27 protein-coding genes and 1 riboswitch are annotated in these 26,133 nt (G+C 72.1%); of the genes, 15 read left to right on the forward strand and 12 right to left on the reverse strand.

What is annotated here, in order from left to right:
* The first annotated feature begins 56 nt into the window (after positions 1 to 56).
* From clsA to HDG69_RS13050, 9 genes are all read left to right on the forward strand, one after another.
* A complete protein-coding gene (clsA, locus tag HDG69_RS13010; protein ID WP_343036456.1) occupies positions 57 to 650 on the forward strand; it encodes a cardiolipin synthase ClsA in 594 nt (197 codons plus the stop codon).
* A complete protein-coding gene (locus HDG69_RS13015) occupies positions 647 to 1,513 on the forward strand; it encodes a DUF881 domain-containing protein (RefSeq protein ID WP_343036434.1) in 867 nt (288 codons plus the stop codon). The genes clsA and HDG69_RS13015 overlap by 4 nt, the downstream gene beginning before the upstream one ends.
* Positions 1,510 to 1,842 (forward strand): small basic family protein, encoded by a 333-nt coding sequence (locus HDG69_RS13020; RefSeq protein WP_171784250.1) that lies wholly within the window; start codon positions 1,510 to 1,512, stop codon positions 1,840 to 1,842. Before HDG69_RS13015 ends, HDG69_RS13020 begins: the two co-directional genes overlap by 4 nt.
* Positions 1,839 to 2,828 carry a DUF881 domain-containing protein gene (locus tag HDG69_RS13025; RefSeq protein ID WP_171784251.1) on the forward strand — a complete coding sequence of 330 codons (990 nt, stop codon included), beginning with the start codon at positions 1,839 to 1,841 and terminating at the stop codon, positions 2,826 to 2,828. The genes HDG69_RS13020 and HDG69_RS13025 overlap by 4 nt, the downstream gene beginning before the upstream one ends.
* Before the next feature lie 98 nt (positions 2,829 to 2,926).
* Entirely contained in the window at positions 2,927 to 3,400 is a 474-nt protein-coding gene (locus HDG69_RS13030; protein ID WP_171784252.1) for an FHA domain-containing protein, read from the forward strand.
* Positions 3,397 to 4,143 carry a transcriptional regulator FtsR gene (gene ftsR / locus HDG69_RS13035; RefSeq protein WP_343036435.1) on the forward strand — a complete coding sequence of 249 codons (747 nt, stop codon included), beginning with the start codon at positions 3,397 to 3,399 and terminating at the stop codon, positions 4,141 to 4,143. The genes HDG69_RS13030 and ftsR overlap by 4 nt, the downstream gene beginning before the upstream one ends.
* A 92-nt stretch (positions 4,144 to 4,235) precedes the next feature.
* Positions 4,236 to 4,742, forward strand: coding sequence for a bifunctional nuclease family protein (locus HDG69_RS13040; protein WP_171784588.1), 507 nt, complete (start codon positions 4,236 to 4,238; stop codon positions 4,740 to 4,742).
* A gap of 183 nt (positions 4,743 to 4,925) precedes the next feature.
* The gene (locus tag HDG69_RS13045; protein WP_171784253.1) at positions 4,926 to 5,507 is read left to right on the forward strand and encodes a MerR family transcriptional regulator; all 582 of its coding nucleotides are present in this window, start codon (positions 4,926 to 4,928) and stop codon (positions 5,505 to 5,507) included.
* Positions 5,507 to 6,166: an MBL fold metallo-hydrolase gene (locus HDG69_RS13050; RefSeq protein ID WP_171784254.1), complete on the forward strand. Its 660-nt coding sequence runs from the start codon at positions 5,507 to 5,509 to the stop codon at positions 6,164 to 6,166. Before HDG69_RS13045 ends, HDG69_RS13050 begins: the two co-directional genes overlap by 1 nt.
* 15 nt (positions 6,167 to 6,181) lie before the next feature.
* On the opposite strand, the gene HDG69_RS13055 is transcribed toward HDG69_RS13050, so the two are convergent.
* From HDG69_RS13055 to HDG69_RS13065, 3 genes are all read right to left on the reverse strand, one after another.
* Positions 6,182 to 7,465 carry a phospholipase D-like domain-containing protein gene (locus tag HDG69_RS13055; RefSeq protein ID WP_343036436.1) on the reverse strand — a complete coding sequence of 428 codons (1,284 nt, stop codon included), beginning with the start codon at positions 7,463 to 7,465 and terminating at the stop codon, positions 6,182 to 6,184.
* A gap of 4 nt (positions 7,466 to 7,469) precedes the next feature.
* Complete coding sequence (locus HDG69_RS13060; protein ID WP_171784255.1) at positions 7,470 to 8,570, reverse strand: tyrosine-type recombinase/integrase; 1,101 nt, start codon at positions 8,568 to 8,570, stop codon at positions 7,470 to 7,472.
* 148 nt (positions 8,571 to 8,718) lie between these two features.
* Entirely contained in the window at positions 8,719 to 9,303 is a 585-nt protein-coding gene (locus HDG69_RS13065) for a TetR/AcrR family transcriptional regulator (protein ID WP_171784256.1), read from the reverse strand.
* 54 nt (positions 9,304 to 9,357) lie between these two features.
* Between HDG69_RS13065 and HDG69_RS13070 the strand changes: the two genes are divergently transcribed.
* The 4 genes from HDG69_RS13070 (at position 9,358) to HDG69_RS13085 (ending at position 12,640) form a co-directional block, all read left to right on the forward strand.
* Complete coding sequence (locus HDG69_RS13070) at positions 9,358 to 10,431, forward strand: FAD-dependent oxidoreductase (protein WP_171784257.1); 1,074 nt, start codon at positions 9,358 to 9,360, stop codon at positions 10,429 to 10,431.
* Between the two features lie 154 nt (positions 10,432 to 10,585).
* Positions 10,586 to 10,649, forward strand: a riboswitch (guanidine-III (ykkC-III) riboswitch).
* A 13-nt stretch (positions 10,650 to 10,662) separates the two neighbouring features.
* Positions 10,663 to 10,980, forward strand: coding sequence for a DMT family transporter (locus HDG69_RS13075; RefSeq protein ID WP_171784258.1), 318 nt, complete (start codon positions 10,663 to 10,665; stop codon positions 10,978 to 10,980).
* A 277-nt stretch (positions 10,981 to 11,257) separates the two neighbouring features.
* Positions 11,258 to 12,361 (forward strand): glycosyltransferase, encoded by a 1,104-nt coding sequence (locus tag HDG69_RS13080; RefSeq protein WP_171784259.1) that lies wholly within the window; start codon positions 11,258 to 11,260, stop codon positions 12,359 to 12,361.
* A 108-nt stretch (positions 12,362 to 12,469) separates the two neighbouring features.
* The gene (locus HDG69_RS13085; RefSeq protein ID WP_171784260.1) at positions 12,470 to 12,640 is read left to right on the forward strand and encodes a hypothetical protein; all 171 of its coding nucleotides are present in this window, start codon (positions 12,470 to 12,472) and stop codon (positions 12,638 to 12,640) included.
* 17 nt (positions 12,641 to 12,657) lie between these two features.
* Here the strand turns inward: HDG69_RS13085 and HDG69_RS13090 are convergent, their stop codons facing one another.
* The 5 genes from HDG69_RS13090 to HDG69_RS13110 form a co-directional block, all read right to left on the reverse strand.
* Positions 12,658 to 14,253, reverse strand: coding sequence for an FAD-binding protein (locus HDG69_RS13090; RefSeq protein ID WP_171784261.1), 1,596 nt, complete (start codon positions 14,251 to 14,253; stop codon positions 12,658 to 12,660).
* 64 nt (positions 14,254 to 14,317) lie between these two features.
* The gene (locus HDG69_RS13095) at positions 14,318 to 16,702 is read right to left on the reverse strand and encodes an ATP-binding cassette domain-containing protein (RefSeq protein WP_171784262.1); all 2,385 of its coding nucleotides are present in this window, start codon (positions 16,700 to 16,702) and stop codon (positions 14,318 to 14,320) included.
* 102 nt (positions 16,703 to 16,804) lie between these two features.
* The gene (locus HDG69_RS13100; protein ID WP_171784263.1) at positions 16,805 to 17,275 is read right to left on the reverse strand and encodes a nitroreductase family deazaflavin-dependent oxidoreductase; all 471 of its coding nucleotides are present in this window, start codon (positions 17,273 to 17,275) and stop codon (positions 16,805 to 16,807) included.
* Positions 17,272 to 17,688: a VOC family protein gene (locus tag HDG69_RS13105; protein ID WP_171784264.1), complete on the reverse strand. Its 417-nt coding sequence runs from the start codon at positions 17,686 to 17,688 to the stop codon at positions 17,272 to 17,274. Before HDG69_RS13105 ends, HDG69_RS13100 begins: the two co-directional genes overlap by 4 nt.
* Positions 17,689 to 17,698: 10 nt before the next feature.
* Positions 17,699 to 18,154, reverse strand: coding sequence for a helix-turn-helix transcriptional regulator (locus HDG69_RS13110; RefSeq protein WP_216645600.1), 456 nt, complete (start codon positions 18,152 to 18,154; stop codon positions 17,699 to 17,701).
* A gap of 126 nt (positions 18,155 to 18,280) precedes the next feature.
* Between HDG69_RS13110 and HDG69_RS13115 the strand changes: the two genes are divergently transcribed.
* Positions 18,281 to 19,903: an MATE family efflux transporter gene (locus tag HDG69_RS13115; RefSeq protein WP_171784266.1), complete on the forward strand. Its 1,623-nt coding sequence runs from the start codon at positions 18,281 to 18,283 to the stop codon at positions 19,901 to 19,903.
* Positions 19,904 to 20,765: 862 nt separating this feature from the next.
* Here HDG69_RS13115 and HDG69_RS13120 read toward each other — a convergent pair.
* From HDG69_RS13120 to HDG69_RS13130, 3 genes are all read right to left on the reverse strand, one after another.
* Positions 20,766 to 21,185 (reverse strand): META domain-containing protein, encoded by a 420-nt coding sequence (locus HDG69_RS13120; protein WP_171784267.1) that lies wholly within the window; start codon positions 21,183 to 21,185, stop codon positions 20,766 to 20,768.
* Positions 21,186 to 21,224: 39 nt separating this feature from the next.
* Positions 21,225 to 22,607, reverse strand: a complete 1,383-nt coding sequence (locus HDG69_RS13125) for an NAD-dependent malic enzyme (protein WP_171784268.1) — start codon at positions 22,605 to 22,607, stop codon at positions 21,225 to 21,227.
* A gap of 81 nt (positions 22,608 to 22,688) precedes the next feature.
* A complete protein-coding gene (locus tag HDG69_RS13130) occupies positions 22,689 to 24,053 on the reverse strand; it encodes an acyltransferase family protein (RefSeq protein WP_171784269.1) in 1,365 nt (454 codons plus the stop codon).
* A gap of 109 nt (positions 24,054 to 24,162) precedes the next feature.
* Here HDG69_RS13130 and HDG69_RS13135 point away from each other — a divergent pair, with 109 nt between their 5' ends.
* The gene (locus tag HDG69_RS13135; protein ID WP_171784270.1) at positions 24,163 to 25,017 is read left to right on the forward strand and encodes a phosphotransferase; all 855 of its coding nucleotides are present in this window, start codon (positions 24,163 to 24,165) and stop codon (positions 25,015 to 25,017) included.
* A gap of 21 nt (positions 25,018 to 25,038) precedes the next feature.
* Here the strand turns inward: HDG69_RS13135 and HDG69_RS13140 are convergent, their stop codons facing one another.
* A complete protein-coding gene (locus HDG69_RS13140; RefSeq protein ID WP_171784271.1) occupies positions 25,039 to 26,058 on the reverse strand; it encodes an LLM class flavin-dependent oxidoreductase in 1,020 nt (339 codons plus the stop codon).
* Between the last annotated feature and the right edge of the window lie 75 nt (positions 26,059 to 26,133).

Raw genomic sequence — 26,133 nt, forward strand, 5'->3', positions numbered from 1 at the left:
CCTGCTGCTGCGTAGGATGTGCCCGGCAGGGGACTCGAGGGACACGGGCGGTGATCGTGCAGGCAGGGCAGGGTAGTTCGGCGGTGTGGACGGTGCCGAACGTGGTGAGCATGCTGCGCCTGGCGCTCGTCCCGGTCTTCGCCGTGCTCATCGTCTCCGGCGAGGACGTGTGGGCCCTGATCGTGCTCGCCGTCTCGGGAGCCAGCGACTGGCTCGACGGCTACCTCGCGCGTCGGCTGAACCAGGTCACCAAGCTCGGGCAGGTCCTGGACCCTGCGGCAGACCGGTTGTTCATCCTGGTCACGCTCGTCGGCCTGCTCTGGCGTGGCGTCGTGCCGTGGTGGGTGCTCGCGCTGGTGGTGCTCCGTGACGTGCTGCTGGCGTGCCTGGCGCCGGTCCTGGCACGCCACGGGTACGGACCCCTGGCGGTGACCGTGGTCGGCAAGGCCGGCACGTTCGCGCTGCTGTACGCGTTCCCGCTGCTGCTGCTCGCGGAGGACCCCGGGCCGGTGGGCACCGTGTCGCACGCGGTGGGCTGGGCGTTCGCCTGGTGGGGGATCGGGCTGTACTGGCTCGCCGGCTGGCACTACCTCGTCCAGACGCGTCGTCTGGTCCACCAGGACCGCGAGCGCCGGGAGGGAACGGCGTGACGGCGTCGTCCCGCGGGCGCCGACCGGACGAGTCGATGACGCTGCTGGTCGAGGTGATGGAGAAGCCGCTCGACCCGGGGTACGCGGAGGCGGCACGACGGCGGGCCGCGGGGGAGCCGTCGTCGCGGGGGGCGGGTCCGCTGCTGCTCCTGCTGGTCGCGGTGCTGCTGGGGCTGATGACGGTCACGGCGGCGCAGGAGCTGCGCACGCCGTCGGAAGGACCCTCGGCGCGAGAGCTCCTCGAGCAGGAGATCACCGACCGTCAGGCTGCGGGCGACGCTCTGCGCGAGCAGACGGTGGCGCTGAACGGCGAGATCGAGCAGCTGCAGTCCGCCGCCCTGTCGGAGTCGGACCAGGGGCTGCTGGACCAGCTCCGGCTGGACGGGGTGGTCACGGGCTCCACCGCCGTCTCGGGTCCCGGGCTGGAGATCACTCTCAGCGACGACACGGGCGACCCAGGCCCGGACGTGGCGCCCTCGGACCTGCGGGTCCAGGCGGTCGACCTGCAGACGGTCGTCAACGCGTTGTGGGCCTCCGGTGCGGAGGCGGTGAGCGTGGGCGGCCAACGACTGACGTCGTTGTCGGCGATCCGGCATGCGGGCGAGGCGATCCTGGTGGACCTGGTGCCGCTGCCCGGTCCCACGTACGTGGTGCAGGCCATCGGGGACCCGGAGGCCATGCAGGCCGCGTACGCTCGGACGGGCGCGCCGGCCTACACCCAGCTGTTGGCGTCGGAGTGGGGGATCGAGTCGACGATGAGCACCGTGGAGGCCATCGATCTTCCCAGCGTGGGCGGCCAGGGCCTGCGGTACGCGGAGCCGGTGGCGCCGGCCCCGGACGAGACTCAGGAGGAGAACCCATGATCGCCGTCGTCGGTCTCGTGATCGGTGTGCTGGCAGGACTGGTCCTGCACCCCACCGTGCCGGTCGCGCTGCAGCCGTACCTGCCGATCGCCGTGGTCGCGGCGTTGGACGCACTCTTCGGGGGGCTGCGGGCCAAGCTGGACGGCCTGTTCGACGACAAGGTCTTCGTCGTGTCGTTCCTGTCGAACGTGCTGGTGGCGGCGTTCATCGTCTTCCTCGGCGACCAGCTGGGTGTGGGCTCGCAGCTCTCGACCGCGGTGGTGGTGGTGCTCGGGATCCGGATCTTCTCCAACGCCGCGGCGATCCGCCGGCACCTGTTCAAGGCATGAGCATGAGCGACGAGCGCGACGACGACATCCCGCAGGATCCCGCGGGCGCGACGACGGACCCCGAGGGGAGCACGTCGCCGGCCGACCCCGACCTGCCGACGGGTCTCGAGAGCGGCGAGGGCGACGACCTTCGCGGCGGCGGGAGCCCGTCCGGTGCCGCGAGCGCCACCGGTGCGGCTCCGCGACCGGCGACGTGGCCCGGTCCGGGCACCGGCGCGGTGCCGCGCGTGGTGCCGCAGCAGGTCCGGGAGGGCGCCCCGGTGTCCTCCGGCGGCTGGCGTGCCTTGGTCCGGGCGATGCGACCGCGGGCGAACCGCTCGCAGCTCCTGGCCGCGGTGCTGTGCGCGGCCCTGGGCTTCGCGCTGGTCGTGCAGGTCCAGCAGTCCGCGCAGGACCCCCTGTCGTCCGCTCGCCAGGACGACCTGGTGCGGTTGCTCGACGAGGTCACCCAGCGCTCTGAGCGGCTTGCCGAGCAGGTCGCCGAGCTGTCGGCCACGCGCGACGAGCTGCAGTCCGGCTCGGGGCAGGCGCAGGCCGCCGTCGACCTGGCCGAGGAGCGTGCCGGCGCCGAGGGCATCCTGTCGGGGCGGTTGCCGGCGGTCGGGCCGGGGCTGGAGATCGTCATCCGGGACCGTCAGGGGGCGCTGGAGGCCTCGGCCCTGTTCAACGTGCTCGAGGAGCTGCGCAACGCCGGCGCCGAGGTGGTGGAGCTCAACGACGTCCGCCTGGTGACCTCCACGTGGTTCCGGGACACCGACGAGGGGGTCGTCGTCGACGACCAGCCCCTCGAACCGCCGTACCGATGGACCGTCATCGGTGACCCGGCGACGCTCAGCCCTGCCCTCGAGATCCCCGGCGGTGCGCTGGCCACGGTGCGCACGGCGGGCGCCGAGGCGACGACGTTCTCCCACGACGAGGTCGAGGTCACCGCGGTGCGGGAGCCCACCGAGCCGCAGTATGCGACCCCCCGACGTCCGGAGAGCTGACGCGGACGGCTCGTGCTGCTTTCCGCCAGGACGGGAGACGGGGTAGGTTTGTCGGACGACGGCGCACGTCGGACCGCCCGACCCGGCCAGGAGGACTGATGACGGACCCCCGCGCACTCCCGCACGAGACGGGCGTCGACACGACGGCTCACCTCGGCAGGCTCGGCGCGCCCGCTGAGGAGCAGTTCCCCCGTATCCCTCTGACGGCGGAGGAGAGCGCGGCCGTGGCCGCACTGCCCCGGCACTCGGCGTTGCTCGTCGTGCAGTACGGATCCGGCGCCGTCGGCGAGCGCTTCCTGCTGGACTCCGACCGTACGGTCGCCGGGCGCAGCGAGAACGCCGACATCTTCCTCGACGACGTCACCGTCTCACGCAAGCATGCCGAGTTCGTCAGGGAGTCGGAGCGGTTCGTCGTCCGCGACATCGGTTCGCTGAACGGCACCTACGTCAACCGGGACCGCATCGACGCGGCGACGCTCGCGACCGGCGACGAGGTACAGATCGGCAAGTTCCGGATGTCCTTCCACGCGAGCCCGCAGGCGCCTCGGGACGACCAGGCGCCGGTCTCGTGACGTCAGGCGCCGGGGCCGACCAGGTCCTGGAGCCTGACGACGCCCCCGAGCCGTGGCCTCGTGGGATCTCTCGCCACGCCTCGATGCGGATCTCCGAGGTGCTCGGCCAGCTCCGTGGCGACTTCCCCGCGGTCTCGCACTCCAAGCTGAGGTTCCTGGAGGAGCAGGGGCTCATCACCCCGGTGCGCACCCCGGCGGGCTACCGGCAGTACAGTGCGGCGGACGTCGAGAGGCTGCGCTTCGTCCTGGCCGAGCAGCGCGACTCCTACCTCCCGCTGAAGGTCATCAAGGAGCGGCTGTCTGCCATGGACGCCGGGGAGCCCGCACCCGGCCCCGCGCCGCGACTCGCCTCCCCGGTCGAGGACCCGGCGGGTCCCTCGCGTCGCCGCTGGACCGTGGAGTCGGTCAGCGAGGCGAGCGACATGCCGGAGGACTTCGTCCGCGCGCTCGTCACCGCCGGTGTGCTGCGCACCTCGTCCGGCTACCTGGACACCTCGGCACCGGACGTCGTACGGATCGCCGGTCGCCTTGCCGAGCACGGCATCGAACCGCGGCACCTGCGGCCGTTGCGCTCGTCGGCCGACCGGCACGTGGGCCTGGTGGACCAGGTGGTCGCCCCCTACCGCAGCCAGCAGACGACCGATGGTCGCGCGCACGCCGCGGAGCTCGCCGAGGAGCTCGGCGACCTGGTGTCGCGCCTGCACGGGGCATGGGTCCGCGAGGGGACCGCCCAGCTGGGGTAGCCGGGCACGAGCATCCCGGCTCCGCAGCGCGGGCAGGCTCCCGGCGGCATACCGTGGACGGTGTGGAGAGCGACGACGAGGCCGAAGCGCCGATGGTGCCGGTCGAGGTGCTCGGGGTACGGCAGCAGCAGGCCGATCAGGAGATCGTGGTCCTGCTGTTCGACACCGCCGCCGAGCTCGCCGTACCGATCGTGATCGGAGCGCGGGAGGCATCCGCGATCGCGATGGCCCAGGCCGGGGTCGCGACCCCACGACCCATGACCCATGACCTGCTGCGCGACCTGCTCGGTGCCGTAGGTGTCAGCCTGGACCGTGTCGAGATCGTCTCGCTCGACGGCGGCATCTTCTTCGCCGAGCTGGTGCTCTCCACCGGCGTACGGCTCGACTCGCGCGCTTCCGACGCGATCGCGCTCGCCGTCCGCACCGAGAGCCCGGTGCTGTGCTCGGCCGAGGTGGTCGCCGCGGCAGGGGTCGAGGTCGTCGACCTCGACCAGCAGAAGGAGGTCGAGAAGTTCCGTGACTTCCTGGACCACGTCACCGCCGAGGACTTCACGACGCCCGGGGGGCCTCCCGAGCTCGGGGACGACACGCCACCATGACCTTCAAGTCCCGGATGAAGGTTGGCGGGCTATGGTGGAGGCGAACCCTCGACCGGTGGTTCACGGTCAGCACGGCAGGTCACGGGATCGCATCGGTCCGCGACACGCCGACCCGCTCGCGCACGACGTCTTTGACGCCCCTGGTGGGCGGTCCTAGCGTGGAACCGACATCTTGGAGGCACAGTGAACAGCAGCGGTGAGGTGAGCGTCGAGGCCGGCGCGGTGCCGGCCGGCGCCCAAGGACTTCTCTTCGGTGAGGACCTCACGGAGCAGGACAGCGGCACCGGCTACCGCGGCACCACGGCATGCCGTGTCGCGGGCATCACGTACCGGCAGCTCGACTACTGGGCTCGCACCGGGCTGGTCGAGCCGTCGATCCGGTCGGCGAGCGGTTCCGGCACGCACCGTCTCTACAGCTTCCGTGACGTGCTGGTGCTCAAGGTGGTCAAGCGGCTCCTCGACACCGGGGTGTCCCTGCAGCAGATCCGCGCCGCCGTGACCCAGCTGCGCATGCGAGGGGTCGACGACCTGGCCCAGATCACGTTGATGAGCGACGGCGCCTCCGTCTACGAGTGCACGTCCCCCGACGAGGTCGTCGACCTCGTCCAAGGAGGTCAAGGGGTCTTCGGCATCGCCGTCGGGCGCGTGTGGCGCGAGGTCGAGGGGACACTGTCCCAGATGCCCACCGAGTCTCTCGACGACGAGGGCGGGCCGTACGGTGAGGACGAGCTCGCAGCCCGCCGTCGGGCACGCCACGTGGGCTGATGCTCCTGACGTTCCACGGGCACGCCTGCGTCGCGCTCGACGGCGGTGGTGCCCGTCTGGTCATCGACCCCGGTACTTTGGCCGACAGCGTGAGCGCGTTGGTGGGCGCCACCGCGATCCTGGTCACGCACGAGCACCCCGACCACCTCGACGTGGAGTCAGCGGTCGGGGCGATGCGCGCCGACGAACTCCTCACGGCCCACGGCACGGCAGGCGTGCTGTCGATGCTGGCTGCCGCCGGCGCGCCGCCGACCAGGCTCCACGAGGTCACACCCGGCCAGGAGCTCCGGTTCGGCGACGCACGGGTCGCCGTCGGCGGCGGTGACCACGCACCCATCCACCCCCGCGTGCCGCAGGTCGAGAACCGCTCGTTCACCGTCGGCATGGGCGACAGGACCGCCCACCACCCCGGCGACTCCTTCGACCTGCCCGCAGGAGGCATCGACGTGCTGTGCCTGCCGGTGTCCGGCCCCTGGCTCCGCCTCGCCGAGGCCATGGACGCCGCGCAGGCCGCGAGCGCCCGCACGGTGGTGCCGGTGCACGACGCGCTGCTCAGCGAGGTCGGCCATGAGCTCGTGCGCAGGTGGCTCGACACCGCCCGGCTCGGAGGCGAGTACGCGTACCGCCCGCTCGACGTGGGGGAGTCCCTCGAGGTCTGACGGCACGCCTGCCGGTCAGAGCAGGGGCTCGAGCGGCTCGAGGATCCGTTCGGCGATCTTGGTCAGCGGCGAGCGCTCGGTCCACTCGTCGTAGGTCAGCTCGCGGGAGTTGGACTCGTCCATCCGGAACACCTCCTCGAGCGTGCTCGCCAGCCCGTTGTCGACGATCTCGAGATTGATCTCGTAGTTGCCCGTCAGGCTCAGGCGGTCGATGTTCGCGGTGCCCACGGTGGACCAACGACCGTCGATCGTCGCCGTCTTGGCGTGCACCATGGCGCCTTCGTAGAGCATGATGCGCACCCCGCCGCGCAACAGCTTGGTGTACCGCCCACGGGCGAGCCAGTCGGCCAGCGAGTGGTTCGAGCGTTCGGGCACCAGCACCCGCACGTCGACGCCGCGCGCGGCGGCCGCGAGCAGGGCCTGGAGGATGTCGCGGTCGGGGATGAAGTAGGCCTGCGTGATGTAGACGTGGCTCGTCGCGCGGTCGATGGCGTCCAGGTACAGCCCACGGATCGGGAAGACGAGGTCGCTGGGCGCGTTGCGGGCGGCGCGCAGGCTGGGCTGCCAGTGCGCCGCGCCCTTGTCCTGCAGCACGGGGTGCTTGGCCGAGCGCCACCGGTTCCAGAAGTCGACGAAGGCGTTCTGCAGCTCCCACGCCGCACGGCCCTGCAGCCGCAGGTGGGTGTCGCGCCACTTGGTCGCGTACTCCTCACCGATGTTGTAGCCGCCGACGAAGGCGGTCTCCTCGTCCACGACGAGGATCTTGCGGTGGTCCCGACCGGAACGACGCACGTTCAGGGTGAGCAGCCCTGCGCGCAGAGCGGGGAACCGCAGCACGTGGACCTGCGGCGGGAAGTGGAAGAAGGACCGCGGCACGACGAGGTTGGCGAAGGCGTCGTAGATGACGTAGACCTCCACCCCTCGTGCGACGGCGTCCGCGATGGCCTGCTTGAAGCGTTCGCCGGTCTGGTCGCCCTTCCAGATGTACGACTCGAGGAAGACGGTGTGCTGCGCGTGGTCGATCGCCTCGAGCATCGCGTCGTAGAGGTCGGCGCCGTAGGTGTACAGGGTCGCGGTGGTCCCGTCGATGTCCGTCGACGTCGGTGGTGCCGTCGGGAACTTGCTGTCGAGGGGGTACCGCTGGCCACGGATCTTGTCGGTCACCATGACCGCCGCGCCGGCCACGAGCGGCACGGCGCCGGCGATCAGCGCGACACGTCGGGCGGCCCTGCCGATGCGCCGCCAGTCGGCCTGGATCCGGACCGGGGACGTGGGGCGGGGGTCGAGGGAGCGGGGCACGGTCTCACGCTAGCGGCGACGGCTGCGTCGCGCCTGGTGATTCGGCCGCGAGTCCGGGTGAGTCTGCCCCCAGCGCGCCGGAGAGCGGGTGCGTGCGGATGGCGGCGGCAAGCTCTCCGTCGATCCGGTCGAGGTAGACGCCGGTGGTCGCGATGGACGAGTGGCCGAGCAGCTCGGCGACGACCTTGACGTCCCACCCGTCGGCGACGAGGAGCGTCGCCGTGGTGTGCCGCAGCGCGTGCGGGGTGGCCGGGCGGCGGTACGGCTCGGGCATGCGGGCCACCGCACGGGCGAGCAGCGCCCGGATGGCCTGGGTGTCGAGACGGCGCCCGCGCCAGGACAGGAGCAGGGCGCGCTGGGCGTCGGGGTCGTCGGGGCGTCGGGCCGCGAGACGTGGACGCAGCTCGCCCAGGTAGAGCTCGAGCGCCGTCGCCAGGGGAGGGCTGAGGGTCACGGAGCGGTGCGTGCCGCCCTTGCCCACGATCCGCCACCTGGTCTCCTGGGGCTCACGGACGAAGTCGGCGACGTCGGCGCGGGCCAGCTCGGAGACACGGGGGCCGAGCACGAGCAGCAGGGCGACGACGAGCCGGTCGCGTGGTGCCAGCGCCTGGTCGCGCCGGGGACGGTCGCTTCCGGTGGTCGAGCCCGTCGAGACCATCAGCGCCTGCGCGGCCGACGCCGACAGCGCCGTGCGAGCGACCCGTAGGCCGCCCCGTGCCCTGGCGGGGGGTGACGCCCACTGCATCGGGTCGGCCTGCACCCAGCACTCGCGCGCCGCGTGGGTGAAGAACCGCGTGACGGACTGGCGGAACCGGTTGACCGTGGCCGTCGAGCGGCCGGGTGCTCCCTTGCGTGCCGGGTCGACGTACCGGCCGTCGGGGCTGGCCTGGTAGCGCACGAGCGCGTCATCGACGTCGTCGCCGGTGACGTCGTCGAGCACGCGCTGCGGGCCGAGCAGGCCGCAGAGCTCGGTGATGTCCCGCTCGTAGCTGCGGCAGGTGGCGGGTGACAGCACACCGCGGACCGCCTCGACGCGGACGGAGGCCAGGTAGCGGTCGGCGGCCTCGGCCACGGTGATGCGTTCGAGGCGCGGGGGAGCAACCATGGTCCGCACTCTAGGCGGGACCCCCGACACTGCCACGGGGGCGACCGGCACGCACAAATGGCCTGTGACCTGCGGCTGCGATGGCGGGCCCGGGCTGCTGTCGGCGGGTCAGCCTGAGCGTCCGCCCGTGTCGTGGGCGTCGGCCTGATCAGCCGTCGTGAACCGGCTCGACGAGCGACCGCAGCAGCAGGCGCAGGCCTGCCGCGACGTCGTCGGCCCCGGGCACGCCGGGAAACGCGAGTCGCCGCAGCACGACGCCATCGAGGTGCGCCATGACGATCGCGGTGTGCTCCGCCGGCCGGGACGACCCGATCGCAGCCAGCCAGCTCTGACCGATCGCCGCGACCCGTCGGCCGGCCCGTTCGACCTCGCGACGCAGCGCCGGGTCGCGGGCTGCCTCCGTGAAGAGCGCATACCGCGCGACGCTGAGGGTGCGCAGCGGGCCGGTGAGCTGTTGGACGGTCGCGGCGAGCGTGGTCGCCAGCATGTCGGGGGAGGCGGGGCGGTCCCGGGCCGCACGCCGTTCCCAGCCGACCAGCTCAACCTCGACGAGTCGTGCCGTCATCGCCTGGAGGAGTGCCTCGCGGGTGCGGAACAGGTTCGACGTCGAGCCGTTCGGGAGCCCGGCGGCCGCGTCGACGGCTCGGTGCGTGAGTGCTCGCAGGCCCTCCGTGCCGATCACCTCGATCCCTGCGTCGAGGACCCGGTTCACCCGGGACGGGTCAGCTGCCATACGGTGACACTACAGGTGTAGTCAAACGACTACACCTGTAGTAGCGTCGCGAGCATGCAGACTGCGACGATCATCGGCGGCGGGATCTCCGGCGCGGCGAGCGCCGTCGGGCTCGCCCGCGCCGGCTGGCACGTGACGGTGCACGAGCGGGCTGATCGGCTCGAGACCAGCGGCGCCGCGCTCGGCATCTGGCCGACTGCCCTGACGGCCCTCGACGAGCTGGGCCTGGGGGAGCAGGTGCGGTCGGTTGCCACGCCGCAGGGGTCGGGCGTTCTGCGCCGGCCCGACGGGAGCCGGATCGCGACCATCGACGCCGACCGGGTCAGCAGACGGGCGGGTGACGTCGTCCACCTGGTCGCCCGCCGTGACCTCGCGGCGATCCTCGACGCGGCCCTGCCGGCGGGCGCCGTACGGTACGGGTCGCCGGTGCGCGCGGACGGGCGCGAGTCGCGGGCGTCCGACGTCGTGGTCGTCGCCGACGGCGTGTTCAGCGCCAACCGGAGCCTGCTGCTCGGCGACCGGTTCCAGGCGCGGCGCACAGGACAGACCGCGTTCCGCGGCCGGGTCGCGGTCATGACGCACGAGGTGAGCGAGACGTGGGGTGCCGGCCGACGCGTCGGCCTGTCGCCGTATCGCGACGGGACCACCAACTGGTACGCCTCTGTCGATCAGGCTCCGGCCCGTGGGCGTCCCGGGGAGGCTGAGTGGTTGCGAGGCTGCTTCGCCGGGTGGCACGAGCCGATCGGCGAGGTCCTGGGCGAGCTGGACGACCACGACGTCTCGCGCCACGACCTCTATGACGTCCACCCCCGGCTGCCCACCTACGCCGCCGGCCACGCGGTGATGGTGGGGGATGCCGCGCGCGGCATGACGCCGGACCTCGGGCGCGGTGCCTGCGAGGCGCTCGTCGACGCAGTGACGCTGAGCCGCTGTCTGTCCGGTGGTCGCGCGAAGGGGGAGAGGGGCGAGGCGGTCGACGTCGGGCGCGCCCTGGCGCGGTACGACGCCACGCGGCGCCCTGTGACCCAGCGGCTGCAGGCCGCGTCCTACGGGCTGGGCAGGCTCGCGCACGCGCGGCGCATGACGGTCCTCCGTGACGTCGCCGTGCGAGCGGCGCTGTCGTCCTGAGCTCGCCCACACGACTGTGTTGCGCCAAACACAATGGTTTGACCTGTCTGTCCGTTTTAGCCTAGCGGACCGACCGGCGGGACGCGACCGAGATGGTGTCCGAGAACACCGGGTCGCGCCCGTCGCAGGCGTCAGGCCCGTGCGATCATCGAGGGCAGGGCCCGACAGGGCTCCCGGACGAGGGGTGCCGTACCCGGAGCGCGACAAGACGGCATCGGGGAGTGTTCTGTCATGGCATGGATCATCCTGGTCGCGTCCGGTGTGCTGGAGGCCGTCTGGGCGACGGCTCTGGGTCGCTCCGAGGGATTCTCGCGGCTCGTGCCCAGCATCGTGTTCGCCGTCGCGCTCGTCGCCAGCATGGGCGGGCTGGCGTACGCGCTGCGTGAGCTGCCGGTCGGCACGGCCTACGCCGTCTGGGTCGGTATCGGCGCCTCGTTGACCGCGGGCTACGCGATGGCCACCGGCGCGGAGCCGGTGACCGTCCTGCGGATCGTGCTGATCCTCGGGATCGTGGGCTGCGTGGCCGGGCTGAAGGCCACGACCCACTGAGCCGGTGCCGCGGGGCCACCGGGGTCGTCGAGGGGACTGGTCGAGCCGCTCCTTCTGCGCCGTAATGACATAATGCACATTATCGGCCTTCTACTGAGGTGTGCCTGAGCCGCTCCTGAGGCCCCGTGGAGCCCCCGCGCCGTGCACCTTGAGCGCCTGAGGGAACCGCGCCGATCCGGTGCGAACGCTGGTCGGGTGCTTCGCCGGCGACGACGATTGCTTGAGGACACCGCCGGAGGCTTGGTGTCGACCGCACTCGTCGACATGGGAGCCTCCGGTGAACGCCTCGTCGAACCGCCCGACACGCCAGCAGCCCGTCCCGACCGGGACGGCGCCGCGCGTCGTCGTGATCATCCCCGCGCACGACGAGCAGGACGCCCTGGCGGACACCATCGCCTCGCTCTCCGCCCAGACGCGTCGCCCCGACCGGGTGCTGGTCGTCTCCGACAACAGCACCGACGAGACCGTCTCGGTGGCCCGCGCCGCCGGAGCCGAGGCCATGGAGACGGTGGGCAACTCCTCGCGCAAGGCGGGTGCGCTGAACCAGGCCATCGCCACGGTGAGCGAGGACGTCGTCATGGTGCTCGACGCCGACACCACCGTCGCCACCACCTTCATCGCCGAGGGCCTGGCGGTCCTCGCCGCCGACCCGACGGTCGCGGCGGTGGGCGGCGTCTTCCGCGGCCGCCCTCCCGTCGGCTACCTGCAGCGCTGCCAGGCCAACGAGTACACCCGGTACGGCGTCCAGGTGGACGTGACCGGCCGGACCGCGGTCCTGACGGGAACTGCTGCCCTGGTGCGTCGCGCCGCGATGGACGAGGTCGCCGCCGCGCGCGGCACGCGTCTTCCCGGCCGCCCCGGGGACGTCTACGACCGGGCGGCCATCACCGAGGACTCCGAGCTGACGCTCGCGCTGCGGACCCTGGGCCACGAGCTGCGCTCCCCCGTCACCATGAGCTGCACCACCGAGCTGATGCCCACCACCGGTGACCTGCACCGCCAGCGTGTGCGCTGGTACAAGGGCATGCTCGACAACCTGGCCACCTACGGCCTGACCCGCACGACGGCCCGGTACGTCGGTCAGCAACTGATGCTGGTCGTCGGCACGCTCATGATGTCGGCCTTCCTCCTGCTCACCGCGCTGACCGTGGCGACCGGAACGTTCGTGCTGTCACCGGTGTGGGCGTGCGTGGGCCTGCTCTTCGCCGTGGAGCGGCTCGTGACCGTGTGGAGCGCGGGCGGCCGCGCCCGTCTGCTCGCGGCGTTCGTCCTGCCCGAGCTGGTCTACGACCTCGCGCTCCAGCGCGCATTCGTCCACGCCCTCGCCCTGTTCGTCACCCGGCGCCAGACCACCTGGAACCACGTGACCGTCGCGGCCTGAGCCGCACGCAGCGGCCCACCGCAGCACCACTCCCCTGCACGCCCACCTCCTGGGTGCGCCCTGTCGCGCCCGGACCCATCGCACGACCCACCACTGAAGGAGCTTGTCATGTACCAGTCCACCGTCGCCCAGACCGCCCCCGTCCTCGCTGCCACCGGCGTGGCCGCCGCCTTCCACGTCGTCGCCGCCTGGACGCTCCTGGTCGCAGGCCTCGCCCTGATCACCACCGCCCGCGTCCTGCACCGACGACGTCAGGCGGCACGCGCCCTGCGTGCGTGAGGCCCACGCGGCGCCGCTCAGGCGAACCGTTCGGAGAACGCGTTGCGGAACATCCCTGCCGGGTCGTGCCGACGCTTGACGGAGAAGAACTCGTCGAGCATCGGGTATGCCTGGGCGACCTGCGCCCGCGTGTAGTGCTGCTGGTACGGCAGGTAGAACGTTCCGGCGTGGTCCAGCGCGAGCTGCACCAGCTGCTCGGTCAGGTCTGCCATGTCCGCGTTGGCTTCGTCCGACACCTGCTGACTGAGGTAGAGCACGACTGCCAGACGGTCGTCCGGTGCGTACCTCAGCAGCGTGTCGTCGTCGTGGACGGCCCGCACCGAGGCGCTGAGCAGCTCGGCGTCGTGCTCGCGCAGCACGGGTGCCACCGCTGCGAGGAACTCCTCCAGCCGCTCCCCCGGCAGGAAGTACTCCTGGAGGATGTCCGTCCTCGACAGCTTGTGGCGGAGGATCCCCAGGTCGTTGTACATCGCCTGCGTCCGCGGCACGAAGCACGCCTCGGCCTCCCGGAGGGCCTCGTTGCGTGACGTGGCGCACGGCCGGTGACGGGGAAGCACGTCCTTCTGCACCTTCCAGCGCACCTCCTGAAGGGGTCCGCCGTGCCGTGCCAGGTTGAGGACGAACCGCCCGGGGCGGGAGTCCTGGACCTCGACCAGCGGTGGGATCGGTTCGGCCCACTCCCCGTGCTCCGTGTAGGTGTACAGGATCGCCTCGCCGAGGTACGACGACGGCGCCGTCGACAGGTGTGCGTACATCATCCGCACCGAGTCGTCCGGGACGATCTCGGCGGAGTAGATGTCTGCGAGGTCGGCGGCGGGCACGACCCTCTGGTCCAGCCGGTACACCGTGTTCGGCACCGTCTCCAGCTCGATCTCGGTGATCACGCCGAGCAGGCCGTACCCCCCGATCACCGCACCGAACAGCTCGGGGTCGCTCTCGCGGTCGATGGCACGTACCTGGCCGTCGGCGGTGACGAGCCGCAGCGATCGCACGGTCCCTGCCAGAGAACCTCGGCGGAAGTCGACGCCGTGCGCGTTGGCGGAGACGGTACCGCCGACGCTGAGGATGTCGATGCTCGGCATGGCCGCCACCGCTCGCCCGTGCGGGTGCAGGGCCTCGAGCACGCTTCGCCACGTCGCCCCGGCTCCGACCCGGACGGTGCCGGCCGCGGTGTCCAGGTGCACGTGGTCCAGCCGGCGCATGTCGAGGACGAGACCGCCGGGGAACGACGCCTGCCCACCCATCGCGTGCCGGGTCCCGCTGGGGCTGACGACGAGCTCCCGCTCACGGGCGTACGCGAGCGCCGTGACGACGTCGGCCTCGGAGCGGGGACCGGCGACGCCGTGGACCGCGACCTCGTTGAGGCAGCTCGCGTCGTTGACCACGCCGCCGACCTGCGTCAGGAATCCGGGGGCCTCGGGCGGCGCATGGTCCGTGGGGCGCAGCCCGTGCGTGGCGTCGAAGGCGATGGTGCGGGTCTCGGCCGTGCACTCGCGTGCTGTCGTGGGCGCTCCGGAGTACCGGTCCCACGTGACGAGGGACAGGAGGAGCGTGCCCGTGAGCGCGCCGGCGACCACCCATCGGCGCACCGTGTGCCTGCGACGTCGTGCCACATGCTGAACCTATGCCGGGCCGGGCTCTCCCGCGGGACGAGCCCTCGCCGTGGCGGCGCGTCGGTCAGGCGCCGACGTAGTCCGCCAGGTGCTGGCCTGTCAGTGTCGACCGGTCTGCCACGAGTCGGGCCGGTGTGCCCTGGAAGACGATGGTGCCGCCGTCGTGCCCGGCGCCGGGGCCGACGTCGATGATGTGGTCGGCATGCGCCATGACGGCCTGGTGGTGCTCGATGACGACGACGGTCCTGCCGGCGTCCACGAGTCGGTCGAGCAGCGCGAGCAGGTTCTCGACGTCGGCCAGGTGCAGGCCGGTGGTGGGTTCGTCGAGGAGGTACACCCCACCCTGCTCCCCCATGTGCATGGCCAGCTTGAGGCGCTGTCGCTCTCCGCCGGACAGTGTGTTCAGCGGCTGGCCGAGGTGCAGGTACCCGAGGCCGACGTCGCGCAGGTGTCCCAGGATCTTGTGCACGGCGGGGATCCTCGCCTCGCCGTCGGAGAAGAAGTCGTGGGCCTGGGAGATGGACAGGTCGAGCACCTCGGCGATGTTCTTGCCGGCGAGGGTGTAGTCGAGCACCTCGGCCATGAACCGCTTGCCGCCGCAGTCCTCGCAGGGGCTCTCGACGGTCTCCATGAACCCGAGCTCGGTGTAGATGCGTCCGTTGCCCTTGCAGGTGGGGCACGCGCCTTCGGAGTTGGCGCTGAACAGGGCCGGCTTGACGCCGTTGGCCTTGGCGAAGGCCTTGCGCACGGGTTCGAGGAGCCCGGTGTAGGTGGCGGGGTTGGATCGGCGCGAGCCCTTGATGGCCCCCTGGTCGACCACGACGACGCCTTCCCGGCCGGCAAGGTTGCCGTGGACGAGCGAGCTCTTGCCGGAGCCGGCCACGCCGGTGACGACGGTCAGCACGCCGGTGGGGACGTCGACGTCGACGTCGCGCAGGTTGTTCTGCGACGCGCCGCGGATCTCGAGCGTGCCGGTGGCCGGTCGCACGGCGTCCTTGACTCCCACGCGCAGGTCCAGGTGCTTGCCGGTGAGGGTGTCGCTGTCCCGGAGGCCGTCGACGCTGCCCTCGTAGCAGATGGTGCCGCCGTCGGAGCCTGCGCCCGGGCCGAGGTCGACGACGTGGTCGGCGATCGCGATCGCCTCGGGCTTGTGCTCGACGACGAGCACGGTGTTGCCCTTGTCGCGCAGGTCGACCAGGAGCTCGTTCATGCGGGCGATGTCGTGCGGGTGCAGGCCGATGGTGGGTTCGTCGAACACGTAGGTGACGTCGGTCAGCGCGGAGCCGAGGTGTCGGATCATCTTGACCCGCTGGGCCTCTCCCCCGGACAGGGTGCCGGCGGGGCGTTCCAGCGAGAGGTATCCCAGACCGATGGCGACGAACGAGTCGAACAGGTGCAGCAGCGCCTTGACCAGGGGTGCCACTCCGGGCTGGTCGATGCCGCGTGCCCAGGTCGCGGCGTCGGTGATCTGCATGGAGCAGACCTCGGCGATGGTGCGGCCCGCGACCTTCGCGGATCGCGCGGACGCGTTGAGACGGGTCCCCTCGCACGCCGGGCACGGGCCGAACACCGCGGCGCGCTCGACGAACCTGCGCACGTGCGGCTGCAGCTGTTCGGGATCCTTGGAGAACATCGACTCGCGCAGCTTCGGGATGAGGCCTTGATAGGTCATGTTCATGCCGAGGGCCTTGATCTTGGTCTTGTCCCGGTGGAGCAGGTCGTGACGCTCGGTGTCCGTGTAGTCGCGGATCGGCTTGTCGCCGTCGACGAACCCGGACTCGGCGAACCCCTTGACCATCCACCCGTCGGCCTTGTAGCCGGGCACGAGGATGGCTCCCGCGTTGAGGGACAGGGACTCGTCGACGATGACGGACAGGTCGAGGTCGGAGACGGTGCCCCGGCCCTCGCACTCCGGGCACATGCCGCCGAGGTAGACCTGGTCGCGCACGATCTTCTTCTCGGTCTCGCCGCCCGCCTTGTCGGTGGCGAAGACGCCGCTCGCCTTGGAGGTGGGCACGTTGAAGGAGAACGCTGTCGGCGGTCCGACGTACGGGTCGCCGACGCGGCTGAACAGGTTGCGCAGCATGGCATGGGCGTCGGTGACGGTCCCGACGGTGGAGCGCACGTTGGCGCCCATGCGCTCCTGGTCGACGAGGATCGCGGTGGTGATGCCGTCGAGGTGGTCGACGTCGGGGCGAGGCAGCGACGGCATGAACCCTTGGATGAAGGTCGAGTACGTCTCGTCCAGCAGCCGGCGTGACTCGGCGGCGATCGTGGCGAACACCAGTGAGCTCTTGCCCGAGCCGGACACTCCCGTGAACACGGTCAGGCGACGCTTGGGCAGCTCGACGGAGACGTTGCGCAGGTTGTTCTCGCGGGCACCTTCGACACGGATGACGCCGTGGGTGTCGGCGGGGTGCGGGGCGTTCTGGGGGGTTCGGGGGGCCATGAGCCGGGGTTCTCCTTCGTCGAAGCCAGTTTCGTACGGCGTACTGAAACGAGCGCGGCACAGATTAGCATACGCCGTACGAGATCGGTGGCGCAGGGGTCGTCACCGCTGCGCGATCGACCGCCGGGGGGTGAGACGGACGACCGGGTAGACCCTGGTGCTCTTGGCCTGGTACTTCGCCAGGCTCCGGATCGCCTCCGACAGATGCTGCCAAGCAGCCTGCCTCTCGTCTCCCTCCAGGACGTGGGCCGTGACCGGCACCGGCTCGCTGCCGTGGACCTCGACGGCGCACCGGTCCGTGTCCGCCATCAGGTTGTCGAACCAGTCCGGATGGCGCTCGCCGCCGCCGGAGGCCACGACGATCCAGCCGGGGTGGCCGTCGTCGACGAACGCCAGCGGGTTCTGCCGGGGCGCGCCGCTGCGCCGACCCACGGTGTGCAGCACCAGCAGGTCCATGCCCATCTGCCGGCCACCGCGGCGGCGGAGCCTGGCGACGGTGCGGGCGTTGGCCGTGTGCTGCAGCCATCGGGAGAAGCGGCCCGGGCGCCGCGGCGCGGTGGAGGTGGTCGTCATGATCGGCCGACCTCGTCGATGCGCACCATGTTGCCCGCCGGGTCGCGGAAGGCGCAGTCGCGCACGCCCCACGGCTGCTCGGTCGGTTCGGAGACGACCTCGGCGTCGGCGGCCTGCAGCCGGTCGAAGACGCCTTCGAGGTCGTGGGTGCCCAGGATGATGGACTGGTAGCTGCCCTTGGCCATCAGCTCGGCGATGGTCCGGCGTTCGTCCTCGGTGACGCCGGGGTCGGCCGCGGGCGGGGTCAGGACCAGGCGCACGTCGCGCTGGGCCGGAGAGACGAGCGTGAGCCAACGCATGGTGCCCTGGCCGACGTCCTGGGTCAGCTCGAAACCGAGCAGGTCCCGGTAGAACGCCAGCGAGGCATCGGGGTCGGTGTGCGGCAGGAAGGTGGTGTGGATGACGATGTCCATGCCCGCCACGCTAGACACGTGGCGAGGGCGGCGCTTCTCGATTCCTGATCGGTCGGGCGACCTGCTTGGTCACGCAGGAGGGCAGCTCGGCCGCCGGCGTCTCGCAGGCCCGACGGCGGTACTCGCTCGGGGGCATGCCCACCAGCTCGGTGAACCGGGTGGAGAACGTGCCCAGCGAGGAGAAGCCCACCTCGAAGCACGCATCGGTCACGCTGCGGTCGCCGCGCCGCAGCAGTGCCATCGCACGCTCGATCCGACGGGTCATGAGATAGCTGTACGGCGACTCCCCGAAGGCCGCCTTGAACTGTCGGCTCAGATGGCCCCCGGACACGTGCACGCCCCGCGCCAGGGCCTCGACGTCGAGCGGCTGGGCGAACTCACGGTCGATCCGGTCACGCACGCGTCGTAGCAGCGCCAGGTCGCGGAGCCGCCGGGAGTCGCTCGAAAAGCTGGTCACGACCGCCATTCTGCGACGTCGTGGCCCTGGCCGCCGCCGGACGCGGCGGTGGTCGGGGGCGTGGGGGCACATGTGGCGCACGCCACGGTCGAAACGATTCGAGTTCGCCGCGGTACCGCCCTACGCTTCTGCTCGATGACCAAGAACCTCACGAGCGGGCCCCCCACCCGGCTGATCGTGCTCTTCGCGCTCCCGCTGCTGGTGGGGAACATCTTCCAGCAGCTCTACCAGTTCACCGACGCAGTCGTCGTCGGGCGCCTGATCAGTGTGGACGCCCTGGCGTCCGTGGGGGCCACCGGCGCAGTGATCTTCCTGCTCATCGGATTGTCGTGGGGGTCCTCCACCGGTCTGGCCATCCCGGTCGCGCGGGCCTACGGGGCCGGCGACCGTCAGGCCCTGGGCCGCACGGTCGCCGCCGGCACCGCGATCTCCGCCGGGCTGGCGGTCTTCATCACCGTCGTCGGCGTCGTGACCGCACGCCCGCTGCTGGAGCTGCTGGAGACCCCGCCCGAGCTCGTCGACGACGCCGTGGCCTACCTCGAGGTGACCTTCTGGGGCGCCTCGGCGATGGTGGCGTTCAACTACCTGTCGGCGATCATCCGCGCCCTCGGCGACAGCCGCACGCCGCTGGTGTTCCTGGTGCTCTCGTGCCTGATCAACGCGGTGCTCGTGGTGGCCCTCGTCGGCGGTCTCGGGATGGGCGTGGCCGGAGCAGCGCTGGCCACGGTCGTCGCGCAGGTGCTGTCGGTGGCCGCGTGCCTCGAGCTCGTCCGGCGGCGGATGCCCGAGCTCGCCCCCCGGGGCGAGGACTGGCGGCTGCGCTGGTCGGACCTCGACGAACCGGTGCGGGTCGGGCTGTCCATGGGGCTGCAGATGTCCGTCATCGCGGTCGGTGCGGTGGTGCTGCAGTACGCGGTCAACTCCCTCGGAGCCTCTGCCGTGGCCGCCTTCACCGCGGCGGCTCGCGTCGACATGCTCGCCGTCACGCCGCTCAACTCGCTGGGTCTGGCCCTGGCGACCTACGTGGCGCAGAACCGCGGCGCGGGCAGCTGGCGGCGCGTGCGGGCGGGCGTGCTGCGCACCACCTGGCTGGCGCTCGGTTGCGCCGTCGCGCTCGGCGGCGTCGTGATCACCGCCGGTGTCCCGCTCGTACGGCTGTTCGTCGGCGACGACGACGCCGTGGTCGCCATGGCGCGTCAGTACCTCGTCGTCAGCGGCGTGCTGTACGGGTTCCTCGCCCTGCTGTTCGTCTACCGCAACGCCGTGCAAGGCCTGGGACGTGCGGGGTCACCGACCGTCTCGGGGTTCGCCGAGCTCGTGCTGCGGGCGGTGGCCGGGATCGTCCTGGTGCGCGAGCTCGGGTTCCTCGGGGTGTGCCTGGCCGCGCCCCTGGCATGGGTCGGCGGACTGGTGCCGGTCGCCGTGGCCTGGTTCCGAGAGCGCGCCCGGATGGCCGGCCCCGTCGCGCCCGTCGCGCGTGCTGTGCCGGTGGGGGTCCAGGTCGACGACGCGGCCGAGACGCCCCTGCCGCCGGTGCGTCGCCGTCGGACCTCCCGGGCCGGTCGGACCTCGCGACCGGCCAAGACGCCACGGGGTCACGTCCGGCCGGGTCGGTCGCCCGTCAGGGACGGCCTGCACGGCGGTGCGGTCCCGGTCCGACGGGGGACGGCCCCCGCCCCAGCAGGTCACCGAGTCGCGCGGCCAGGCGCACCGAGGCGTCGATCTCTGCGCGTCGGATCGAGACGGACTCGACGTTGAAGCCGAAGGGGATGTCGTGCCGGGTGCAGAACTGCGCCAGGTCCTCGGCGATCGACACGCACTGGTCGAAGGAGGTCGCGAGCGGGTCCGGTGCATGGCGCAGGTCGTTGCGCATCCAGCGCGGCACGTGCACGCCGAGCCACTCGAGGAACTCGAGGGTCTTGCGCGACCCGCACACCGACAGCGTGAAGACCACCGGTGCGGGATCGCGCCCCTGCGCGGCGCAGTCGTAGCGGTAGTCGGAGACCATCGACTTCGCGGCACCGACGTCGTAGACGACCTGGGTGACGAAGAAGCCCACGCCGGCCGCCTGCTTGCGCCGCATCCGCTCGTGCTCGTCCCCGCGTGCCTCGTGCCGCTCGGGGATCGCCACTCCCCCGAGCTCGAGCTCCGGCGCGTGCCGGCGGCGCAGGTCCTGCGCCTCGCTCAGCGTGGTACGCACGGCGCTGCCGCTGGACGACGCGCCCACCAGCACCGTGCTCACCTGCTGCGGGTCCTGGGCGCCGAACCACCCTGCCAGCTCCCCGGTGGTGTACTTCCCGGTGCTGCGGTAGACGACCACGGGGCCGTCCCAGCCGGTGAGATGACGCGTGCGGAACTCCCCCGGGTCGAGCGTCGGCAGGTAGGGGAACGGCCGCTCGTCCGGGTTGCGGTCCGTCTCGTCGTCGATGTCGTACAGCACCAGGGCGTCCAGGTCGAGGTCGCGCAGGCGCTCGCAGGTGCGGTCCGCGATGCGCTGGGCGTCCTCTGCCGTGGTCGTGCGTCGTGGCGGGGTGACGGCGAAGAGCAGCAGCGGACGCTGCGGGTCGGCGGTGCTCCAGGGGCCGAGGGCCATCGGGACTCCGTCTCGGGGGCGTGGCGGTCAGTCGTGCTCGACGAGCACGACGGTCACATCCTGCCCGGTGAGCCTGAGGTTGTCCCCGTCGAACGCAAGGGCCGGGCCGGATGCGACGAGGTCGCTGAACCACTGGTCCTGGGCCATGAGCTCGTCGCTGCACGCCATCATCGTCGACCGCATCTCGCCGGTCAGCCGCAGCGTGCCGTCCTCCCAGGTGGCCGGTGCGGACATGCTGTTGCAGCCAGGCTGCAGCCCGACCGAGTCCTCGGTGAACGCCACCACGACCTGCGAGCCGGCGGCGAGCTCGTGCCCGGTCACCTCGACCGCGACGAAGGTTCGCCCGGCCACGTCCTGGGCGCCGGTGGTCCCGCAGGCCGCGAGCGCCGTCGCCACCACGGCGGCGGCCAGGGCGACGGGAGGCCAGGTCAGGTGTGTGCTCCTCACCCGCACAGGCTAGTGCCCCGTGATGGCCGGCGAGTGGTCTCAGGAGGTCGAGACCGAGCGCACCGCTTCGGCGACGGCCTCGGCGACGCGGTGGTCGAACACCCCGGGGATGACGAAGGCGCTGTTGAGCTCGTCGTCGTCGACGACGTCGGCGATCGCCAGGGCGGCGACGCGCAGCAGGTCGTCGGTGATCTCGGTGGCGCCGACGTCGAGCAGGCCGCGGAAGAGCCCGGGGAAGGCGAGGACGTTGTTGATCTGGTTGGGGTGGTCGCTGCGGCCGGTGGCCACGACGGCGGCGTGCTCGGCCGCGGCGATGGGGTCGACCTCGGGGGTGGGGTTGGCCAGGGCGAACACGATCGCGTCGTCGTTCATGGTGGCGATGTCGGCCCCGGTGAGGATGTTGCCGGCGGAGACACCGATGAAGACGTCCGCGCCGGCCAGGCCTTCGCGCAGGGTGCCGGTGAACCGGTCGGTGTTGGTGTTCTCGGAGATCCAGCGGCGGTGGGGGTCGCCGTTGGTCAGGCCGGGGTGCAGGGCGCCCTCGCGCCCGAAGGCGACGATGTGCGCGGCTCCTTGGGCCTTGAGCAGGCGGATGATGGCGTTGCCCGCCGCGCCGACGCCGGAGACGGCGATCCGCACCTCGGACAGCTCCTTGCCGACGACCTTGAGGGCGTTGACCAGGGCGGCGAGCACGACGATGGCGGTGCCGTGCTGGTCGTCGTGGAAGACGGGGATGTCGAGCTCGGCGCGGAGCCGCGCCTCGATCTCGAAGCAGCGCGGTGCGGAGATGTCCTCGAGGTTGACTCCCCCGTACACGGGTGCGAGGGCCTTGACGATCGAGATGATCTCCTCGGTGTCGGTGGTGTCCAGGCACACGGGCCAGGCGTCGACGCCGCCGAACTGCTTGAACAGCGCTGCCTTGCCCTCCATGACGGGCAGGGCGGCGGCGGGGCCGATGTCGCCGAGGCCGAGCACCGCGGTGCCGTCGGTGACCACGGCCACGGTGTTGCGCTTGATGGTGAGGCGGCGGGCGTCGTCGGGGTTCTCGGCGATGGCGGTGCACACGCGGGCGACGCCGGGGGTGTAGGCGCGTGACAGGTCGCGGCGTGTCTTGATGGGTGTCTTGAGCGCCACCTCGATCTTGCCGCCGAGGTGCAGCAGGAAGGTCGAGTCGGACCACTTGAGCACGTGCACCCCCGCCAGCGCCTCGAGGGTGGCCACGACCTGCTCGCTGTGCTGGGTGTCGACGGTGTCGCAGGTGACGTCCACCACGAGTCCGTCGGGGGTGGAGTGGGCGATGTCGACGCCGGTGACCGCGGCGCCGGCGTCGGCGACGGCGGCCACCACGGTGCTGGTGGCACGCTGGGAGGCGGGGACCTGCACGCGCAGGGTGATGGTGTAGCCAGGGCTGGGCAGTGCCACGGCGGTTCCCTTCGAGACGGCGACGTTGCCGGCGCCCAACCTACCGGACCTGACCTGCCGGCCGGCACAGGCCGGCGCCGGTCACTGCGCAGTCGACCGGCACCCTGCGGCGCGTGCGAGGTGCAGCACGGTGGCACCTGCCAGGACCATGACGAGGGCGCCGGTGGGAAGGACGAGAGGGCCGTGGCGGCCGGTCCCGGCGACCGTGAGCCACAGCAGGCCACCGACGGTGGCCGCGTACGCGCCGACGACCGGCCCGGTGCGTGCCAGGCGGGCCGCGGCGGCCGCACGCCGGGTGCGGTGGCCGTCGGTGGGTACGCCCGGGCGGCGACGTGCGGAGGCACGGTTCTCGATCGGGGCGAGCAGCATCACGAGCACGGCCAGGACCACGGCGAGCGCCGCGAGCCAGGGGACGCGCCCGGACCACCACGCGGTGGTGCTCGGGTCGCTGGGGGGCAGCCACCCGAGCGTGTCGAGGGCGAGCGCGCCGAGCAGGGCGGCGACCAGGTGCCACAGGTAGACGGTGAGCACGACGGTGTTGACGGCGACCACCGCGGTCCAGGGGCCCGGGCGGGCCAGCCACTGCCGGGCGGGCCGTGAGAGGAGGGCGACGACGCCGAGCTGGGTGGTGGCGAGCGCCAGGAGCGCCAGGGTGGGTGGTGCGGGGTTCTGCATCGCGGCCCCGGGCACGGTCACCATGCTCACGGGGTAGGGTCCGGGCACGGTGAGCAGCACGAGCGCGGCCATGCCGGCGACGACGATCAGTGCGGCGCGTCGGGGGCCGAGCGCCAGGGTGCCGTCGTGCCAGGCGTAGCCGGCGTGGTGGACGGCGAGCCAGCCGAAGACGAAGCTGCCGGCCCCGGCGAGCTCGTGGCCGGTGGTGAACCGCAGCAGGTCGCCGGCGGCGACGCCGGCGACCAGGACGACGGGCACGGCGAGGCCGTAGCGTTCGTGCAGCCGGTAGGTCAGGGGTGTCAGCGCGGTCACGCCGAGGTAGACCACGAGGAACCACAGCGGCAGGATCACGAGCGCGACGGCCTGCTCGACGACGTCGGGCGGGGCGTGTGCCAGCCGGGCGACGCCGGCCCCGGCGGCCACGACGAGCAGGAAGACGGTCAGCGGCGGGAACAACCGGGCGCTGCGGTCGAGCAGCCAGGCCGTGGCGGTCTCGCCGCGGTCGCGCTGGTGGGTCCACGAGATCGCGCTGACGGCACCGCCGACGAGGAAGAACACCGGCATGACCTGGAACAACCAGGTCAGCCCGTGGGCCCAGGCCAGCTGCGGCAGGGCGGTGAAGCCGGTCAGGTGGCCGTCGTGCGTGCGTCCCACGGTCATCAGGAGCCAGTGCCCCACGACGACGGCGCAGATCGCGGCGGCGCGCAGCAGGTCGAGGTCACGGCGTCGTGACGCCGGCGTGCGTGCCGCCGCCTGCCTGATCGGGCGCACCGTCCCACGGTATCGAGACGGCGGCTCCAGGCATGTCGGGCGCTCGCGCACCCGGGTGCCGCGAGCGCGGACGGGGGGCGGCCACCGGTGTGCCGGTAGGTTGCCGTGGGTGACCAGCGACCTTCCCGGCCTCGACGACGCCCAGCGTGCGCTCGTGCGGTCCTGGTTGGGTGAGACGGCGCTCGTGGCCGACCACTCCTGGGGCCTCACCGACACCGCGGTGCTCCGCCTGCGGGCCGAGGACGGCACGCACGTCGCGGTGAAGGCCTCCGGGCCCGCCGACCACCACCTGGATCGCGAGATCGTCGCCCACCAGACGCTGCTGGCGCCGCTGGTGTCCGGTGGGCGGGTGCCGCGGCTGCTGCACGCCGACCGCGAGCGCCACCTGCTGGCCACCGCGTGGCTGCCGGGCGACCTCGTCGAGGGAGGTGCGGCCGAGAACGACCCGGACACCTACCGCCAGGCGGGCGAGCTGCTGGCGAGCCTGCACGCGCTGGGTACGCACGTGGACGGCGACTGGGAGGCGGCGCAGGACGCGCGCGCGATGCAGTGGCTGGACGCGCCGCACCGCATCGACGCCCGTCGCGAGGAGCGGCTGCGTGCGGTGGTGGCGGCGCACGCGCACCCGCCGGTGCGGGTGGTGCCCACCCACGGCGACTTCCACCCGCGCAACTGGGTCGTCGACGACGGCGTGGTACGCCTCATCGACTTCGGGCGGGCGGACTGGCGCGCGCCGTGCACGGACCTGGCCCGCCTGGACCGTCAGCAGCTGGCCGGTCGCGAGGATCTCGCTGCGGCGTTCGTGGCCGGCTACGGCGGTGACCCGCGCACGGGGTCCGCCTGGCGGCGCACCCTGGTGCGCGAGGCGATCGGGACGGCGGTGTGGGCCTGTCGGGTCGGTGACACCAGGTTCGAGGCGCACGGTCACCGCCTGATCGACGCGGCGCTCAGGGACGGCGGCTGACGCACCGGCCGGCGTCGAACCTCAGCGCCACCCGAGCGCCGGGGCGACGTGCTGCACGACGTTCTCCACGACGTGCGCGTTGTACTCCACCCCGAGCTGGTTGGGCACCGTCAGCAGCAGCGTGTCGGCCGCGGCGATCGCGGTGTCGCCCTCCAGGTCGGCCACGATCTCGTCGATCTCGCCGGCGTAGGTCTTGCCGAACCGGGCCCGGACGCCGTCGAGGATGCCGACCTGGTCGGTCGAGCGGGTCTCGAGCCCGAAGTAGGCGCGGTCGCGGTCGTCGGTGATCGGGAAGATCGACCGGGACACCGACACGCGCGGCTCCCAGGGGTGACCCGCGGCGGACCAGGCGTCGCGGAACCGCTGGATCTGCTCGGCCTGCAACGCGTGGAACGGCACCCCGGTGTCCTCGGTGAGCAGCGTCGAGCTCATGAGGTTCATCCCCTGGGCGGCGGTCCACTCGGCGGTCGCGCGCGAGCCCGCCCCCCACCAGATGCGCCGTCGCAGGCCCGGCGAGTGCGGTTCAAGGCGCAGCAGGCCGGGCGGGTTGGGGAACATCGGTCGCGGGCTCGGCTCCGCGAACCCCTCGCCGTCCAGCAGCTCGAGGAACCGTGCGGTGTGCCGGCGGGCCATGGCGGCGTCGTCCTCCCCCGTGGCCGGGACGTGGTCGAAGTGCCGGTAGCCCTCGATGACCTGCTCGGGTGATCCCCGCGAGATGCCGAGCTGGAGCCGCCCGCCGGAGATGAGGTCCGCCGCTCCGGCGTCCTCGGCCATGTAGGCGGGGTTCTCGTAGCGCATGTCGATCACGCCCGTGCCGATCTCGATGCGGCTCGTGCGCGCCCCGACCGCGGCCAGCAGCGGGAACGGGCTGGCCAGCTGACGGGCGAAGTGGTGCACCCGGAAGTACGCACCGTCGGCCCCGAGCTCCTCGACGGCCTCGGCGAGCTCGATCGACTGCGTCAGCACGTCCGCGGCGCTGCGAGTCGCCGAGGACGGGTGGTCGGTCCAGTGACCGAAGGACAGGAACCCGATGTGCTTCATACCGGCGTCAACGCGTGCCTGCGGGCGGCATTCCCGGCCGGGTCGACGTCCAGCCGCCCGGGCCATAGTGTCGAG

The sequence above is a fragment of the Isoptericola halotolerans genome (assembly GCF_013149785.1).
Lineage (GTDB): Bacteria > Actinomycetota > Actinomycetes > Actinomycetales > Cellulomonadaceae > Isoptericola > Isoptericola halotolerans.

Excerpts from the sequence above, each read along its gene's own strand:
- HDG69_RS13020 (WP_171784250.1), top strand. The coding sequence starts at position 1,510 with ATGATCGCCGTCGTCGGTCTCGTGATCGGTGTGCTGGCAGGACTGGTC.
- HDG69_RS13025 (WP_171784251.1), top strand. The coding sequence starts at position 1,839 with ATGAGCATGAGCGACGAGCGCGACGACGACATCCCGCAGGATCCCGCG.
- HDG69_RS13030 (WP_171784252.1), top strand. The coding sequence starts at position 2,927 with ATGACGGACCCCCGCGCACTCCCGCACGAGACGGGCGTCGACACGACG.
- HDG69_RS13040 (WP_171784588.1), top strand. The coding sequence starts at position 4,236 with ATGGTGCCGGTCGAGGTGCTCGGGGTACGGCAGCAGCAGGCCGATCAG.
- HDG69_RS13050 (WP_171784254.1), top strand. The coding sequence starts at position 5,507 with ATGCTCCTGACGTTCCACGGGCACGCCTGCGTCGCGCTCGACGGCGGT.
- HDG69_RS13060 (WP_171784255.1), bottom strand. The coding sequence starts at position 8,570 with ATGGTTGCTCCCCCGCGCCTCGAACGCATCACCGTGGCCGAGGCCGCC.
- HDG69_RS13065 (WP_171784256.1), bottom strand. The coding sequence starts at position 9,303 with ATGGCAGCTGACCCGTCCCGGGTGAACCGGGTCCTCGACGCAGGGATC.
- HDG69_RS13070 (WP_171784257.1), top strand. The coding sequence starts at position 9,358 with ATGCAGACTGCGACGATCATCGGCGGCGGGATCTCCGGCGCGGCGAGC.
- HDG69_RS13075 (WP_171784258.1), top strand. The coding sequence starts at position 10,663 with ATGGCATGGATCATCCTGGTCGCGTCCGGTGTGCTGGAGGCCGTCTGG.
- HDG69_RS13085 (WP_171784260.1), top strand. The coding sequence starts at position 12,470 with ATGTACCAGTCCACCGTCGCCCAGACCGCCCCCGTCCTCGCTGCCACC.
- HDG69_RS13095 (WP_171784262.1), bottom strand. The coding sequence starts at position 16,702 with ATGGCCCCCCGAACCCCCCAGAACGCCCCGCACCCCGCCGACACCCAC.
- HDG69_RS13100 (WP_171784263.1), bottom strand. The coding sequence starts at position 17,275 with ATGACGACCACCTCCACCGCGCCGCGGCGCCCGGGCCGCTTCTCCCGA.
- HDG69_RS13105 (WP_171784264.1), bottom strand. The coding sequence starts at position 17,688 with ATGGACATCGTCATCCACACCACCTTCCTGCCGCACACCGACCCCGAT.
- HDG69_RS13110 (WP_216645600.1), bottom strand. The coding sequence starts at position 18,154 with ATGGCGGTCGTGACCAGCTTTTCGAGCGACTCCCGGCGGCTCCGCGAC.
- HDG69_RS13115 (WP_171784266.1), top strand. The coding sequence starts at position 18,281 with ATGACCAAGAACCTCACGAGCGGGCCCCCCACCCGGCTGATCGTGCTC.
- HDG69_RS13140 (WP_171784271.1), bottom strand. The coding sequence starts at position 26,058 with ATGAAGCACATCGGGTTCCTGTCCTTCGGTCACTGGACCGACCACCCG.